The sequence below is a fragment of the Psychrobacter sp. D2 genome, from assembly GCF_013608135.1.
GTDB lineage: Bacteria > Pseudomonadota > Gammaproteobacteria > Pseudomonadales > Moraxellaceae > Psychrobacter > Psychrobacter cryohalolentis.
The window spans coordinates 191,690-207,806 of record NZ_JACDXZ010000006.1 but is presented as its reverse complement, the minus strand read 5'-3'; the positions used below and the strand labels follow the sequence as shown (position 1 = coordinate 207,806).

The 16,117-nt window shown below is 44.1% G+C and carries 11 protein-coding genes; 7 read left to right on the top strand and 4 right to left on the bottom strand.

What is annotated here, in order from left to right:
• The 3 genes from H0262_RS09545 to H0262_RS09535 form a co-directional block, all read right to left on the bottom strand.
• The coding region (locus H0262_RS09545; protein WP_259275443.1) for an ESPR-type extended signal peptide-containing protein at window positions 1-2,669 on the bottom strand (2,669 nt) is incomplete at its 3' end.
• Window positions 2,670-2,981: 312 nt separating this feature from the next.
• Window positions 2,982-4,673, bottom strand: coding sequence for a cell wall metabolism sensor histidine kinase WalK (locus H0262_RS09540; protein ID WP_181210598.1), 1,692 nt, complete (start codon window positions 4,671-4,673; stop codon window positions 2,982-2,984).
• Window positions 4,673-5,365, bottom strand: a complete 693-nt coding sequence (locus H0262_RS09535) for a response regulator transcription factor (RefSeq protein WP_181210597.1) — start codon at window positions 5,363-5,365, stop codon at window positions 4,673-4,675. The genes H0262_RS09540 and H0262_RS09535 overlap by 1 nt, the downstream gene beginning before the upstream one ends.
• A 290-nt stretch (window positions 5,366-5,655) precedes the next feature.
• Between H0262_RS09535 and H0262_RS09530 the strand changes: the two genes are divergently transcribed.
• Both H0262_RS09530 and ggt read left to right on the top strand, forming a co-directional pair.
• Window positions 5,656-6,177, top strand: a complete 522-nt coding sequence (locus H0262_RS09530; RefSeq protein WP_181210596.1) for a Spy/CpxP family protein refolding chaperone — start codon at window positions 5,656-5,658, stop codon at window positions 6,175-6,177.
• Window positions 6,178-6,449: 272 nt separating this feature from the next.
• The gene (gene ggt / locus H0262_RS09525; RefSeq protein ID WP_181210595.1) at window positions 6,450-8,387 is read left to right on the top strand and encodes a gamma-glutamyltransferase; all 1,938 of its coding nucleotides are present in this window, start codon (window positions 6,450-6,452) and stop codon (window positions 8,385-8,387) included.
• A 9-nt stretch (window positions 8,388-8,396) separates the two neighbouring features.
• Here the strand turns inward: ggt and H0262_RS09520 are convergent, their stop codons facing one another.
• Window positions 8,397-9,200, bottom strand: coding sequence for a helix-turn-helix domain-containing protein (locus H0262_RS09520; RefSeq protein WP_181210594.1), 804 nt, complete (start codon window positions 9,198-9,200; stop codon window positions 8,397-8,399).
• Window positions 9,201-9,529: 329 nt separating this feature from the next.
• On the opposite strand from H0262_RS09520, the gene H0262_RS09515 reads away from it, so the two are divergent.
• The 5 genes from H0262_RS09515 to H0262_RS09495 all read left to right on the top strand — a co-directional run bounded on the left by H0262_RS09515 (window position 9,530) and on the right by H0262_RS09495 (window position 15,986).
• The gene (locus tag H0262_RS09515) at window positions 9,530-10,528 is read left to right on the top strand and encodes a proline racemase family protein (RefSeq protein WP_181210593.1); all 999 of its coding nucleotides are present in this window, start codon (window positions 9,530-9,532) and stop codon (window positions 10,526-10,528) included.
• Between the two features lie 97 nt (window positions 10,529-10,625).
• Entirely contained in the window at window positions 10,626-11,873 is a 1,248-nt protein-coding gene (locus H0262_RS09510) for an FAD-binding oxidoreductase (protein ID WP_181210592.1), read from the top strand.
• Between the two features lie 91 nt (window positions 11,874-11,964).
• Complete coding sequence (gene dapA, locus H0262_RS09505; RefSeq protein WP_181210591.1) at window positions 11,965-12,831, top strand: 4-hydroxy-tetrahydrodipicolinate synthase; 867 nt, start codon at window positions 11,965-11,967, stop codon at window positions 12,829-12,831.
• A 105-nt stretch (window positions 12,832-12,936) separates the two neighbouring features.
• On the top strand, window positions 12,937-14,433 hold the full coding sequence (locus H0262_RS09500; protein ID WP_181210590.1) for an aldehyde dehydrogenase: 1,497 nt from the start codon (window positions 12,937-12,939) through the stop codon (window positions 14,431-14,433).
• Between the two features lie 104 nt (window positions 14,434-14,537).
• Window positions 14,538-15,986 (top strand): sodium:alanine symporter family protein, encoded by a 1,449-nt coding sequence (locus tag H0262_RS09495; protein WP_011513548.1) that lies wholly within the window; start codon window positions 14,538-14,540, stop codon window positions 15,984-15,986.
• The last annotated feature ends 131 nt before the right edge of the window (window positions 15,987-16,117 follow it).

Here is a 16,117-nt window from a genome sequence, read left to right as displayed (position 1 = left end):
AGTGTGACAGGCGTTGTTGATCCTGTTCCACCTAACGTCACGCTGGTCTGACCGGCATTATCATACTGTACTGAGTTGTCCGCTTTCACTAAGCTGTCTTTAGTAACTTGGCTTAGATCAACTGCGTAGTCTGTGAGATTGGTTGTCGCATTTTTAGAGCCAGCGGTGACCGTTACCGCGGTAGATCCAGAAACAGTAGTTCCATCTGCATTGATCTTGTAAACGTTCTGACCATTAGCACCTGGAATGTTCGTGACAGCAACATTAGTACCAGCTTCCACCTCTGTTCTAGATCCTGCAGCAGAACGGCTAAGCTGACTGACGTTAACTGCGTCTAATGGCTGTGAACCCGCTTTCACATTAGTGATTTTTTTATTGCCTGCATCGATACCAGATCTAAGGACGCTTGGACCATTACTAATGGTTAGACCATCAGTGGCCAAAGCACTGTTGCCAAATATACCATTAACACTCACACCCGAATCAGTAACTACTGTATTACGCAGGATATTGCCTGTTCTCATGCCATTACGATTAACTGTAGTTACAGACCCTAGTCCAAACAAACCACCACTTCCCATTCTGACACTGCCATTAGTGTCTAAATCTAGGTTGTTATTTAGGGCAATTTCAACTTTACCATTAGCAGCTGTAGTTGTGATATTGCTATTAGAGCCAATTACCTCGACTTGTTCTCCTAATGGTTTCATGACAGTGTTACCATCGGCAGCTCTTAAACCAAAGCCTTCGTTGACTTTAGCATCAACACCTTTTAGCTGAGATACATTGACCGCATCACTATCATCTCTACCAGCTGCGACATTAACTATCTGACGGTTGCCGTCAACATTATTGCCTACAGAGACAGCACCAAGTAAAGTACTTCTAGTAGATTCAATAGCTAATCTACTTGCTGATGTTGGGACAAACACTGTACCCAAGCCAGTAGCAGTACGGTTAGCTACTGATTTAAATCCTAAAGCCACGCCATTATCAACATTAACTATAGAGCCATTACCTATAGCAGTTCCTTTGATAACAGTAGGAGTAGCAGACATTATGGTGCCTCCTGCATCAGCGTTATCACCGTATGCTGCACCACCATTCCCTGCACGTGATCCTACACCAATAGCTTGTGACCCTGTAGCTAGCGAATTTTTCCCAATCGCAATAGCATTTTCACCACTAGCCTCAGCTCTATCACCGACAGCAATAGTACCTGTTGCTGAGGCGATAGATTGAACACCAATACCAATAGCATTAATTCCAGCAGAGACAGACCCACGTCCAAGCGCCATGCTGCTGTGACCTTGAGCTGAAGAGTTAGTACCTACTGATATGCTGTTTTTACCAATCTGTCCGTTCTGGAAATTGCCAGCATTATTACCGATAGCTACTGTCAAATCATTAGTGATACCGGCGCCTGCACCAGCACCTAGAGCAAGGTTATATTCACCTGTAACGTTTGAACCAGCACCGTTACCAAACGCCGAGTTAGCTTTACCAACTACATGCGAACCAGAGAAGTTACCAACTGCTGTATTTCTGTCACCGGTAACTGTGTAGCCCGCAGTAGGGCCCATAGCAACGTTAGCACTACCAATTACTGCGTTACCTGAGAAGGCACCAATAGCCGTATTAGCATGACCGTCAACATTACGACCTGCACGCTCACCTAATGCTGAGTTAGAATCACCATAGACTCCATTGCCAGCATCAGCGCCAATTGCAGTGTTTTGTCCTTCGATCGAATAAGGTCTATATGCTGGGTTACCACCTACTGTAGCTCTTGGCGTAGCACTTACATTTGAGCCTGCACCTCTACCTATACCTACGTTACCCGATGATAGTACATTTTGACCTGATGCATTACCTACAGATACTCCCTGTTCAGTACCTGCAGTTGATCCAGAACCGGAGTTTAAACCTATGGCTACTGTAGTCTGTCCAACTGCAGAAGCACCCTTACCAATCGCAATTGCGTCTACACCTTGAGCACCTAGGTTATCTTCATTCGTGCCACCTGTTGATTTGACACTGAAATACTTTATCCTATTGGCTGAAACTACCCTATTAACATCACCAATGTTTGCAGCATTGGTTTCAACTTCGCCACCACTAAAAACATTCGTGATTTGATTACCACCGTTGTTAAGACCGGTGCTTGTTAAGCTGACAGTTTTAGTTTGATCGATATTAGTGATTGTAATACCTGAGTTATCCACTAAGGTATCGCCAATAGTGAGACTACCCTCATGGGTTAGATCAATATCTTTGGCTAACTTAATGGTTAACGTTTTTGGATCATTAGGGGTAGTATCATCACCACCACCACTGCCTACGACACCAATGTTGTTATCTGTTAGATTGATAGGATTACTTTCACCACCTACAATGTTAAGTTGAATAGAAGCGTCAAGCTTCCCACCAATGTCACCCTCAAAGTCTGAAGCAGCATTCGCTTGTATACAAAAACCAGCCGCCATTAAACCCAGCCCGATAGCCGTGAGTTTAAAAGCACTGGTAGATGAAAGATTTTCTGTCGTGTTGATGGTAGCGTTTGCACTCACGCTAGATTTGGAAGATTTGCCACGTGCCTTTGCGTATTCACCAACTGCAGTGAAACAGTTTAAGGCTTCATTCCATATTACCTTATAGATGCGGTTCATAATGTATACTCCCTTATAGATTTGTCTGATTTAAAAAATCGAAGTTAAAATCCATTTTGTAGAGAGTTGATGTAACAAAAGAAAACAGTTATGAGGCAATAGGATTAGAAGTTAGGGTTAAAAAATTACTTAGATGATTATTTGAGACATAAAGCGTCTTATTTTGTAAATCATTATAACTCTCTGTATATTATTATTAACGAATATACAGAGAGTCTCAATACCACCCATCGGTAATTTACTACCGTTCATCCGTTATATTCTTATTAGTGAATATATGTTGATGAAATACGTTCTCATTTGAGGTTGTTTCTATTTAATAGGTAATATTACTTTTATCACAAGCCCTAATATGCCATCTTGGCGATTATGGACAGTGATCTGACCTCTATGTGCCATCACTACGGCATGGACGATTGCCAACCCCAGTCCATAACCGCCCGTTTCGCGATGGCGCGCCGTATCAAGCCTAACGAAAGGCTGAAAAATACGCTCCAGATCCTTTTCGGCAACACCGCCGCCCTCGTCAGTGATGCTTATTTCAATAGCTGACACTTTATTATTCATCTTCACTGCTTGTATCTCAGCCATCACTGCCGAATCAAAAGCAGTATGCATAAAGGCATTACGGATGATGTTTTCAAGGGCACTATGCAGCTGTTCTTGATTGCCCCTTACTGTGCAAGAATCTGGCAATAAAGACGGATTCGCATGCCATTGCCAATATATATTTTTATGCTGAAACTCAAAACAGACATCTTGACCAATCTCATTAATAATTTCACAGATGTCTACTGCCTCATTTTCTAGAGTGTCGACGGTATATTGCTGCATTTGCAACGATTGAATACGGATAATTTGCTCAATCAGCTCATTCATCCGCGTTGACTCTTTATCGATACGGTCAAGATAACGACTGGCGTTGGGCGCAAAATCTCGTGTCAGCTCAGTCGCTACATCGAGACGGGCCAGCGGCGAGCGCAGCTCATGGGAGATATCACTTAACATCTGCTTGCGTGCCAGCTCACTGTCAGCGAGCCGCGTTGATAGTAAAGCGACATCTTTTGCTAATAACCCCAATTCGTCAGAACCCAGACTTGATAACTGCGGATTGACTTCATAGTTGCCATCTATCATCCGGTGTACGGTATCCTGCACACGCCCAATACGCCGAGTCAACGTACGACTGAGCCAAAAGCACACCAACACGCTAAAGAGTATAATCAACAAAAGCCGCAGCATAAAATTGCCCCGCTGTAGCTCTAACACATCCTTAAATAATAGGTGCGGACGCAGCTGTACGATAACGCTGTTATTATTTGGCATAACCACTGTAACCTCAGCTAACTCAGGTCGGCTATCAATGTCAGCAATGGCTTTATGAGACGGTATTGGTTTTAAAATATCATCGAGGCTAAAAGGTTTATCATTTGGGCGCTCGCTTTTGACGCCATCCTTATCAAAGGAATACACCCTATAAGGGTTCTTATCGACACGCTCTTTATCACTAACTTCACGATAATCAGATGTTTTATTGTCAGTACTGCTACTCACAGAATTGTGCATATTCGGTGGTACAGATGATTGCTCACCTTCTATCTGCAAATCTATTGCCTTTATACTTGCCACGTCACGTGCTTGACGCCGCTTGACTCGATTTTCTCGAAACCGATATCTTGGAAATATAATAGCGCCCTGCTCATCGTATATCCTGATTTGGCTCATGAGTCTTCGATCTTCATCATAAATCTGCTTTACAGCAGATAAATCACCCGCCTTCAAGGATATGACCAGCCGCTCACGCTGAATAAGCAGCTTATCAATTTGAGAATCCATACGAGTAGCAAGCTCTCGCTCATTAAGCCAGCGCTCTACTGCTATAGATAAGATAGAAGTGATCAGAATCATAGATAGCAAACTCAAAAACAGTCGCCAAAATAGCGACACAGGTATGCTCAGCTTCGGTTTGTTTATCGCTGTAGGATTTTGGGCAGCTTCTGTCATTAGAGTACCAACTGATAGCCTTTACCACGAATTGCCTTGATTGGCTCATCATGGAAAGGTTGAAGTTTTTTACGCAGGCGCGAGACATGGACATCAAGGCTACGGTCAAAAGGCTGTAATTCTCGCTGCAAGACATGCTGTGATAGCCACGATTTACTGACTACCTCGCCTTTTTGTCGTAATAAAGCCAACAATAAATCAAACTCTGTACCTGTTAATTGCAGCTCAACGCCATCTATCTGGCAAAGCCTTTGCTGTTGGTCAAGATATAAGCGACTACTCGGCAGCGGTAATTGCTCAACAATATGTGCTGCAATACTGGTGCGCTTAATCACCGCATTGATGCGTGCCAGCAGCTCACGTGGATTACAAGGCTTGGTAATATAATCATCAGCGCCAAGCTCCAGCCCGATGATACGGTCTATCTCCTCCCCTTTTGCAGTAAGCATAATGACAGGGATATCACTAATAGCAGGTAGCTGACGTAACACACTGAGCCCGTCTATTTTTGGCATCATGATATCGAGCACCAACAAATCATAAGGCGAATTATCTTGCATCGTCGTCTTTAATCGCTCTATGACCGCTTCGCCATCATGCACGCAGTCACAACGAACATCGTGATTATGCAGATATTCTTGCAGTAATTGAGTCAACTCTTCGTCATCGTCACCCAATAAAATATTTGACATCGTTATCACCTTATTATTGTACCTCTCAATCATCTTATGGCTCATATTATCAAGCAAGCGCTACCTATGCGCTATAAACGTTACCTTTCTTAATGTTTCATAAATGTTCGTAACCTCTGGCTGTCGTATGATAGTGGTTATCAAAAACAAGTTGATGCTAATTTACAATGTCGAGCAATGATTCATATTAGTGATTTATAGTAGTGATCCATAGTGACTATCCGGGACGCTCGATCAAGACTAGAATTATCAGACATACCCTCACTTTTACAAAAATTAAGGTAACTCTTATGCAAATGACGCAAATGAAAAAATTATTGATGGGTTCAGTATTAGCGATGTCCAGTGTGTTGACCGTGACTGCCTGCAGCAGTGTCAATGCCGCTACTGAGGCGACGCCAACCACGAGCAAAATGCAGCATAAAGGCATGAAAGACGGCATGAGAGGTCCAATGGCGCAGCTAAATCTAACAGCGACGCAGCAGGCACAAATCAAAGCCATCATGCAAGAAAAACAGGGCGATCGCAAAAATGACCGTGCAAAACATCAAGCAGAACGTATGCAAATGCAGCAGCAGATGCAGGCATTGACGAACGCTAATACCTTGGATAACGCTGCCATCAATCGTCTTGCAGACCAGCAAGCAGCTAAAAACAAGCAGCGCTTTATTGAACGCGTTCAAACCCAACATGCCATTTCGCAAGTACTCACAGCTGAGCAGCGTGCAAAAATGGCACAGTTAAAATCAGAAAGAACAACCAAAGGTCATCATGGTTCAAAACAGCGTAAGATGCATAACCAAGCGCAGTAAGATATAAGCCATGGAGTTAAAAAGCATTAGTTAGATAAAGTAAGAACATTTAAAGAAGCGTATCGGCTTACCGATGCGCTTCTTTTCCTCTGTACTTTACATTTCCTAAATTCAATTACCTCATAACCATTTTCTTATCTGAAAACGAAAGATGTCAAAGTCCTTTCTACTACTAGCAATATTCGTTACTATTTAACCTTATCAGTTAATCTTATTGATTAATCCTGTATTTTTAGCCCAATTTCTTTCATCCTCGTAAAAAGGACTTTGCGATGTCAGCTCCATATTCTCATTCTCATCAGACACAAGCGCCCACTTATAAGACTTTAAAATCTGCAGCGTTAATTATTGGCAGCACGCTATTATTTTCTGTATCTGCCCATGCGGTAGACACAAATACTGCTGTCGCCTCAAAAACCATCAATCCAACCTCGATTAATACCAGTGCGATTAATCTAACGGTTATGAAAGAAAATCCTACGGTATTGTCTGAGACGCAGCGCGTGACACGAGCGAAAAGTAACACGTTCACGCCTAAGGCTACGCAAGCCAAAACCGATCAAGCCATCTATTCTGTGGACGCTATCCACCATCCTGTTTGGGCAAAAAACGGCATGGTTGCTACCCAAGAAGCACTGGCTTCTGATATCGGCTTAAAGATTTTGAAAGATGGTGGCAATGCCGTTGATGCTGCTGTAGCTGTTGGCTTTGCGTTAGCTGTGACATTACCGCGAGCCGGTAATATTGGCGGTGGCGGATTTATGATGGTATATGACGCCAAACAAGGTAAAACAGTCGCACTCGATTATCGTGAAAAAGCCCCTAGTAGCGCCTCGCGTGATATGTATCTCGATAAGGAGGGCAATGCCGTCAGTGATTTATCTCGTTATCATGGCTTAGCCGTTGGTGTGCCGGGTACGGTCGCAGGCTTACTCAAAGCGTTAGAGGATCATGGCACCATGAGCCGCGGGCAAGTAATGGCATCAGCGATTGCGCTGGCTGAAAACGGTATCGAAGTCACTGCTGGATTATCAGAGTCCCTAGAAGCGTTAAGCGATCGCTTACAAAAATGGCCAAGTACCAAAAAGATATTCTTTAAAGCCGATGGTAGCACTTATCAACCGGGTGAGCGTTTAAAACAGCCGGAGCTGGCAAAGTCCCTTAAACTGATTGCGGCAAAAGGCAATGATGGTTTTTATAAAGGAGAAACCGCCCGTAAATTGGTTAAAGCGGTCAATGAAGCAGGCGGTAAAATGAGCTTGCAGGACTTGGCAAATTATCAAGCTATTGCCCGTACGCCTGTTAAAGGCGATTATCGTGGTTATGAGATTGTCTCAATGCCACCACCGTCTTCTGGCGGTATTCATATCGTGCAGATTTTAAATATCTTAGAAGGTTATCCGCTAAAAGACTATGGTCAAAACAGCGCCCAAACCATTCATTTAATGGCTGAAGCTATGCAGTTGGCTTATGCAGATCGTTCTGAATATTTGGGGGATTCTGATTTTATTGACGTACCCGCTAGCGGTTTAACTGCCCAGCCTTATGCTGATAAGCTGCGCGCTTTAATCAACCCAAATAAAGCCACGCCAGCAGCAACCATTAAAGCGAATAACCCTCTACCGTACGAGAGTGATCAAACCACGCATTTTTCTATTGTCGATAAAGACGGCAATGCGGTAGCCAATACGTATACGCTGAACTTTTCTTATGGGACGGGGCTTGTTGCTGAAGGTACGGGGATACTGCTCAATAACGAGATGGATGATTTTTCTGCTAAGCCCGGTGTGCCAAATGGTTACGGCTTAATCGGCGGCGACGCCAATGCGGTTGAAGCCAATAAACGCCCGTTATCTTCTATGAGTCCAACACTGGTATTTAAAGACAGCAAACCTTATATCGTCACAGGCAGTCCGGGTGGTAGCCGCATTATTACTACCGTCACGCAGGTGATCTCAAATGTTATCGACCACGATATGAATATCGCTGAAGCCACGCATGCTCCGCGCATTCATGACCAGTGGCTACCGGATGAGATTCGTATCGAAAAAGCACTAAATATCGATACCATTAAAAAGCTCGAGTCCATGGGACATAAGGTCAGTCAGCAGTCAGCCATGGGCTCAACGCAGTCGATTATGATTACCCCAAATGGCGTGTATGGATCTTCAGATCCACGTATTGTCGATGCTGCGGTGGTTGGATACTGATTTAATTTTTTATGATAAATGCGTTTGGCGAAATTGGCTGGGTGACAAGCCCGTAAACTGTTTGAACTGGCGGCTAAAGGCACTATGATCGCTATAGCCGCAGTTCAACGATATCTGAGTGACTGACATCTCAGGCATGGCTAATAGCTTAACCGCATATTCTAATCTCAGCTTTTGTACAAACTGTAAAGGCGACATATTTAGCACTGCTTTAAAGGTGCGCTCTAACTGCGATAAGCTAAAATGTGACAGCTCCGCCAGTTCTGCTATATTGATTTTCTGATCCAGATTACCGCGTACGAACTGTGCTACGTCAGCCAGTCGCGCGTGTTTACGTAAAATGCGTTCGTTATCCTCATCAATATCGACGGATATCCCAACCATCGCGACCACTTGTTGATTGTCATTATAGATAGGCAATTTATTAGTAATACACCAACCTAACTGACCAGATGCGTAACTGTGTAGCTCTAGATTATCAATAATTGACCTCCCATCTCGCAATACTTTCATATCCTGCAAAATATAATCCTTACTTTGCTGATGAGAAAACACCTGCTCAGTGGTAAACCCTACGATGTCACTATGCTGACTTAACTTACAACGCTTTAATAATGTTTTGTTTGCCAGCTGGTAGCGCGCTTGCTCATCTTTCACAAAAAATACCACATTCTTTAAAGTATCAAGTAGAGGTAGTAGTAGTGAGACATTACCAATAAATGCCTCACTACTATCTGGATAATAAGCAGACATGCTCTGCCGCAATGAGGCACTAAAGCCGACAAGCCCCGCTTCTTCTATTACATCCATCATTTTACGTCATCCCTGTCATCTCAACCCCAGTCGTTCATAAGCCATATTATGTGCTTATCTTTTGCTAAAGCTAATGATTCACTGTCCAAATATCACTTAATTAGAAGCTATTTCACGATATCTTTTTATCATTAAAAACTATCAGTGCAGCCTCTAGTGTACACCGACCCACTGTGCAGGAATGCGCATTTTTTCATCAGAAAACAGCAAGACGCTCTATCTAAAAAAGTTCATTCTATATATAGACCGCGTTAACAAGATAGTGCTGACAAGGTCTAGTAAACAACAATGGAATGTTACTTTTTCACGGATGAATTAGGATGTCGGTTATGGCTTCTTCTCTATTTAATTTCAAAATTATTGACTCGCATACGGGCGGTGAGCCTACTCGTATGGTCTATGACGGCTTTCCTGACCTCGTTGGTGATACTATTCAAGACAAGCTGCAATCCTTCAAACAAAACTTCGATCACCTACGTCAAAGTATCATTTTAGAGCCTCGCGGCAATGATGTCCTTGTTGGCGCGCTACTCCTTCCTGCAAGTAATCCTAAAGCTACAGCAGGCGTTATATTTTTTAATAACGCTGGTTATCTGGGCATGTGCGGGCACGGCACGATTGGCGTAATCGTCTCGTTAGCTTATCAACAAAAAATATCAGCAGGCGTACATTGGCTTGAAACTCCCGTAGGTCTGGTTAAAGCAACCTTACATGATGATGACAGCTGTAGCGTACAAAACGTCCCCTCCTATCGTTATAAAAAACAAGTCGAAATTCACGTTCCTGAGTTAGGGCTTATCCGCGGTGATATCGCTTGGGGTGGCAACTGGTTCTTTTTAGTGAGTGAGCATGGACAAGACATTCAAGCCAGCAATGTTAAACAGCTTACTCAAGTAACCATGCAAATTAAGCAAGCACTGGTCGCCGCCAACATCACTGGCGACAACGGCGGCGAGATTGACCATATTGAGTTATTTGCCGATAGCGATGATACACAGGTAGATAGTAAAAACTTTGTTTTGTGCCCAGGTTCAGCTTACGATCGCTCTCCTTGTGGTACCGGCACAAGTGCCAAACTTGCTTGCCTAGCAGCTGATAACCGTCTAGCACCTGAACAACTTTGGCGGCAACAGGGCATAGTCGGCAGCGTATTCACTGGCAGTTATCAGCATGCAACTGAGCTTAATACTACGCTCAAAAATCCAGATGGTACGGCTTATCCGGCACAGACCATCATCCCAACGATTTGTGGTCATGCTTATGTTTGTGCCGAAACCACGCTCATTGTGCAAGAAGACGATCCCTTTAAATGGGGACTCCCATCTTAATAAAATCACAGCATTATTTATGAAATGACAGGTTTATTGATAAACGCGTGAACACTCTTAAAACCGCTTAATCGACAGAACGTAATCGAGAAAAACCATGACGACCTCAGACTTCGACTTACATATTATGGGCGGCGGTATTATCGGTCTAGCGGCTGCGGTGACGTTGCAAGCACGAGGCGTCAAGGTCGCACTGCTAGACGCCAACGAAGTGGGTCAAGGAGCATCATTTGGTAACGCAGGTCATATCGCTACTGAGCAAGTATTCCCCATTGCAGATGCCAGCATGCTGCGTCATGTACTAGCCATGTTATTCGATCCGACTGGACCGCTGCGTATAGACTGGCGCTATCTACCTCGCTTGATGCCTTGGGCAATGCAGCTATTGATGAATATGCGTCCTGAGCCATTTGAGCGGATTCATCAAGCGTTATTAAACTTAAATAAAAACAGTCTGCAAGCATGGCAAGGCTTTGCCAATCAGTGGCAACTGGACGAATGGGTGCAAGTAAAAGGTTCATTATTGACGGCCGAGAAGACAAGTAGCGTCGATCATCTCATAACACATGGTAGTCGACTTAACGATATTGGCGTAGCTAATGAGCTATTGACCAAAGAAGCACTATTAGAGCGTGAACCTGCTTTACGAGATAACCAACTAGCGGCGTTGTTTTTCCCAAATACAGGACATATCACCAATTTAAAAGCCGTGATCAATCAGCTTCACCATACTTTTAGACAGCTAGGCGGTCATGTCATTGAACATTGCCGTGTCCTTGCAGCGACCAATGCCACAGAGGGTATTCACCTAACAACCAGTCAAGGTGATATGACAGTGTCCAAAGTGATGCTAGCAGCAGGCGCCCACTCTAAGGCATTGGCCAAGCAACTGACAGGCGTGAATGTACCGCTAGATACCGAACGCGGTTATCACTTAATGCTACCGCATGAAAATACGCGCTTACAGATACCGGTATCAAGCATGGATCGCCATTTTATTATGACACCGATGCAAGAGGGACTACGCTTGGCAGGCACAGTAGAGTACGCAGGCCTTGATGCCCCTGCCAATATGCAGCGCGCGCATATGCTATTACAACAAGCCCAGCCTATGCTCAAAGCCGAATTAGACGCTACTGGTAGTGTGCCATGGATGGGGTTTCGACCATCGACCGCAGACTCCTTGCCAGTCATCGACAAAATCGAGCGCGTCTTTTTAAGCTTTGGGCATCAGCATTTAGGCTTAACGCAAGCTGTCGTTAGTGCGCAAATGATTGCCAACTACTATTTTGATGAAGACCACACTATCGATCCAAAACCGTATCAACTTTCCCGCTTTAAATAAGCATCTTATTAAACGTTTATAAACCCAGCAAAACTAACCGATTCAGCATTGAATCATCACCCATGAAATCAACATCACTAAGGATAGTCTTATGAACATTAATGGAATTTTAGTCCCGATCGTTACCCCTTTTGACAATAACGGCAACGTTGATGCGCAAAAACTAAAAGTACTGGTCGAAGCCTTTATCGACAAAGGCGTAGCCGGTATCGTTGCTTGTGGTACTACGGGTGAATACTATACCTTTTCGGCTGCAGAGCGTGAGTTGGTATTAACCACTATTGCTGAAGCTGCGAAAGATAAGGTGACTCTTATCGCTGGTATCAATAGCTTATCGACTGACCATTCTATTGAGCTTGCTGCCCAAGCCAAAGCCTTAGGCTATGACGGTCTGATGCTGTCTGCCACTCCTTATAGCTTGCCTGAACAAGACGGCATCATCGCTCACTTTGAAAAAGTCGCGGATGCCAGTGAGCTGCCAATCATTATGTATAACTTCCCTGCTCGTGTTGGCGTTGCCATTGAATTTGATACTGTTGCTCATCTAGCTAAACACCCCAATATCGTCGGCGTAAAAGAAAGCAGCGGCGACTTTAGTCATGCGCTACGCATGCTGCAAGCTGATTTTGACAACTTTGAGGTGGTTTGTGGCTGTGATGATCAACCGGTCGATTTCTTCTTTTGGGGTGCAAAGAGCTGGATTGCAGGCGCAGCCAACGTTTTCCCAGAAGAACAAGTTGCACTATTTAATGCCACTCAACAAGGTGACTGGGATAAAGCCAAGCAAATTATGAGCGAGATTTATCCTGCTATCCATTCTATGGAGTCTGGCAACTACAACCAGAAAGCCAAAGCGGGCTGCTTAAAAGGCAGCATGGATGTTGGCTCAGTGCGTGTGCCATTAACTGATATGCCAGCAGACGAAAAAGCAGAGTTTTTAGCATTATTGGCTAAATAGTACTCAGCTTAGTAAAACAACGTTAAGGATAACCAACGCTATATTTGATGCCGTATTCAAATCTCGAATCGATGGCATCAAATTTAGCAGACAAGGATTAGAAAAATGAGCACTAAAGAACAAGCCACTAAAGAGCAAGTATTTGAGAAAGCAAAACAGCAGCAATTATGGGCGGGTCACTTAATAGCAGCAGATGGCTTATCAGAAGCTACTTTGGACAATTACACGCCGATTGATAACAGTATTATCGGTCAGATTGCTTCAGGTACTAGCGATGATGTCGGTACTGCCGTGCAAGTCGCTCGCGATGCTTTTGAAAACGGTGAATGGCGTCGTCTGGCTCCTGCTGAGCGCAAGGCTATTATGCAGCGCTGGTGTGCACTCATGCATGAGCACGTCGAGGAGCTGGCAGCATTAGATTGTGTGGATGCGGGCAAGCCGATTACCGAATGCTTAAACACTGACATGCCAGCGACTATTGAAACTTTTGAATGGTATGCCGAGGCCGCTGATAAGGTATTTGGCAAAGTCGCGCCGACAGGTAGCGCAGCTTTAGGACTTATCGTGCAAGAGCCCATTGGTGTCGTTGGTGCGGTATTACCTTGGAACTTCCCAGCCCAAATGTACGCTTGGAAAGTCGCCCCTGCTCTCATTATGGGCAACTCCGTTATTGTTAAACCTGCTGAGCTGACCTCTCTATCGGCTTATCGTTTAACCGAGCTTGCCTATGAAGCTGGCGTGCCCAGAGAAGCGCTGCAAATGGTCTGTGGCCTTGGTGAAAATGTCGGTGCCGCACTTGGGCAGCATATGGATGTCGATATGGTTTCGTTCACTGGCTCGACTGAGGTCGGACGTTTGTTCTTACAGTATTCGGCACAAAGCAATCTAAAAGAAATCGTCTTAGAATGCGGCGGTAAAAGCCCACAAATAGTCTTTGACGATGCCGTACTCGATGATGCTGCCATTAACGACATCTTATCAGCCGCATTTTGGAATATGAGTGAAAATTGTAGTTGCGGCTCGCGCTTGTTAGTCCACAGCAGTCAAAAACAAGCGCTGCTTGAGCAGCTAAAAAATGGCTTAAAAGATTGGAAGGTCGGCTCACCTTACAACCCTGATACTGCCATTGGCCCTATGATTGAAAAAGCACATTTCGATAAGGTTTGTCATTACTTACAGACTGCAAAAGAGGAAGGCGCAACGATCGTTGCAGGTGGCAACATTTGTGAAGATTTAGGCAGTGGCTGGTATATCGAGCCGACGATATTTGACGATGTCAGCGCTGACATGACTTTGTTTAAAGAAGAAGTCTTTGGCCCTTTGCTGGCGGTGACAAGCTTTGAGACTGAAGAAGAAGCCATCAAATTAGCCAATGAGAGCAACTATGGGCTCGCCGCTTCTTTTTACACCCAGAACATCAAGCGCGCTTATCGTGTGGCATCGTCTATCAAAGCAGGCACGGTCTCTATTAATGGCTTTTCAGAAGGTGATATCACCACGCCATTTGGCGGTTATAAGCAATCAGGATTCGGCGGTCGTGATAATGGTTTAGAGGCTTTATCACAATACGCACAGACTAAAACCATCTGGGTGGTTAATTAGCACACTTACTCAATAGGTATCGGTTATATAACCGTATTCACTAATAAAAACAGTAGCTTAGTTGATTTAAGCCTTTAGTCACATACTTACAGGGAAGTAAGGTCATGGAAGCGATTATTAATACTATCGTCGGCTATATATGGAGCGATGCTTTAGTTTATTTGGCACTCGGTGTCGGCATTTATTTTACCGTGATGACTCGCGGTGTCCAGTTTCGCTATCTTAAAGAGATGGTTAGGCTGTTGTTTGACAAGCAAACCTCAACCCAAGGTATTAGCTCATTCCAAGCCTTTAGTATGGCCTTATCAGGCCGAATCGGCGTCGGTAACATTGCAGGGGTTGCCACCGCAATCGCAGCTGGTGGACCTGGCGCAGTATTTTGGATGATAGTTATGGGTCTGCTTGGCGGTGCCAGTGCCTTTATCGAGTCAACACTTGCACAGGTATATAAGCATACCGTTGATGACCAGTATCGTGGCGGCTCACCCTTTTATATCGAGCGTGGCCTAAAGATGAAACCCTTTGCTATTTTAGTAGCTACGGTGACTTGTCTTTCTTATGGTGTTTTGGTGCCTGGCGTACAGGCCAACACCATCGCTGATTCTTTTAATACCGCTTTTAACATCCCACCTGTTGCAACTGGTTTCATTATCGTTGCGCTGTTAGCATTTATCATATTTGGTGGCATAAAACGTATTGCAAGCTTCGCTGGCAAGGTCGTGCCTATTATGGCGATCGGCTATGTTTTGATGATGGTTATCGTCTTAGCCTTTAATGCCTCAAACCTACCTGCTATGTTCGCCTTGATTTTCAAAAGCGCGTTTGGTATGGATGCTGTATTTGGCGGTATCGTCGGTCTAGCCATATCTTGGGGTGTCCGCCGTGCGGTATTCTCTAACGTTGCTGGTGCAGGCGAAGCAACTTTCAGCTCAGCAGCTGCAGAGGTTTCTCATCCTGCCAAGCAAGGCTTAGTACAGAGTTTTTCTATCTATATCGATACGGTTGTTGTCTGTACCGCTACTGCATTGATGATTTTATCTACTGGTATGTATAACGTCATTCCAGCAGAAGGCTTGGTACTAGTCGAAAACATGCCAGGCATTGAAGCTGGAACCGCATTTACCCAAGCAGCTGTATCGACAGTGTTTAGCCAATATGGAAGTGGCTTTGTCGCTATCGCCATCTTCTTGTTTGCCTTTACTTGCTTGATTGCTTATTACTATATTGCTGAGACCACGCTAGTATACTTAGACAATAAATTGCGCTACCCTGTTTTAAAACCATTATTAAAAATATTATTCTTAATAGTTTGCTTTACCGGTAGCATGCAGTCTGTTGGCGTGATGTGGGCGCTAGGTGATATTGGTTTTGGCAGCATGTGTTACCTTAACTTCATCGCTATCGTATTACTCAGTAAAACGGCGCTAAAAGTGTTAAAAGACTACGATGAGCAAATGAAGCTGGGACTTGACCCTGTCTTTGACCCTAGAAAAGCAGGCGTTGAAAATGCAGACTTTTGGATAGAATATAGTGATAGACATCATAAACGTTAAATTCTAGCTAAATAATCGTAATTTTCCCCCATATAAGCCTCCTATATCATAATGATGTAGAAGGCTTTTTTCTATTATTAGGCCCATTATCAATAACACACTATGCTATTTGATAACTCCGAATGAGTGGC

Excerpts from the sequence above, each read along its gene's own strand:
- H0262_RS09540 (WP_181210598.1), bottom strand. The coding sequence starts at position 4,673 with ATGACAGAAGCTGCCCAAAATCCTACAGCGATAAACAAACCGAAGCTG.
- H0262_RS09535 (WP_181210597.1), bottom strand. The coding sequence starts at position 5,365 with ATGTCAAATATTTTATTGGGTGACGATGACGAAGAGTTGACTCAATTA.
- H0262_RS09530 (WP_181210596.1), top strand. The coding sequence starts at position 5,656 with ATGCAAATGACGCAAATGAAAAAATTATTGATGGGTTCAGTATTAGCG.
- ggt (WP_181210595.1), top strand. The coding sequence starts at position 6,450 with ATGTCAGCTCCATATTCTCATTCTCATCAGACACAAGCGCCCACTTAT.
- H0262_RS09520 (WP_181210594.1), bottom strand. The coding sequence starts at position 9,200 with ATGATGGATGTAATAGAAGAAGCGGGGCTTGTCGGCTTTAGTGCCTCA.
- H0262_RS09515 (WP_181210593.1), top strand. The coding sequence starts at position 9,530 with ATGGCTTCTTCTCTATTTAATTTCAAAATTATTGACTCGCATACGGGC.
- H0262_RS09510 (WP_181210592.1), top strand. The coding sequence starts at position 10,626 with ATGACGACCTCAGACTTCGACTTACATATTATGGGCGGCGGTATTATC.
- dapA (WP_181210591.1), top strand. The coding sequence starts at position 11,965 with ATGAACATTAATGGAATTTTAGTCCCGATCGTTACCCCTTTTGACAAT.
- H0262_RS09500 (WP_181210590.1), top strand. The coding sequence starts at position 12,937 with ATGAGCACTAAAGAACAAGCCACTAAAGAGCAAGTATTTGAGAAAGCA.
- H0262_RS09495 (WP_011513548.1), top strand. The coding sequence starts at position 14,538 with ATGGAAGCGATTATTAATACTATCGTCGGCTATATATGGAGCGATGCT.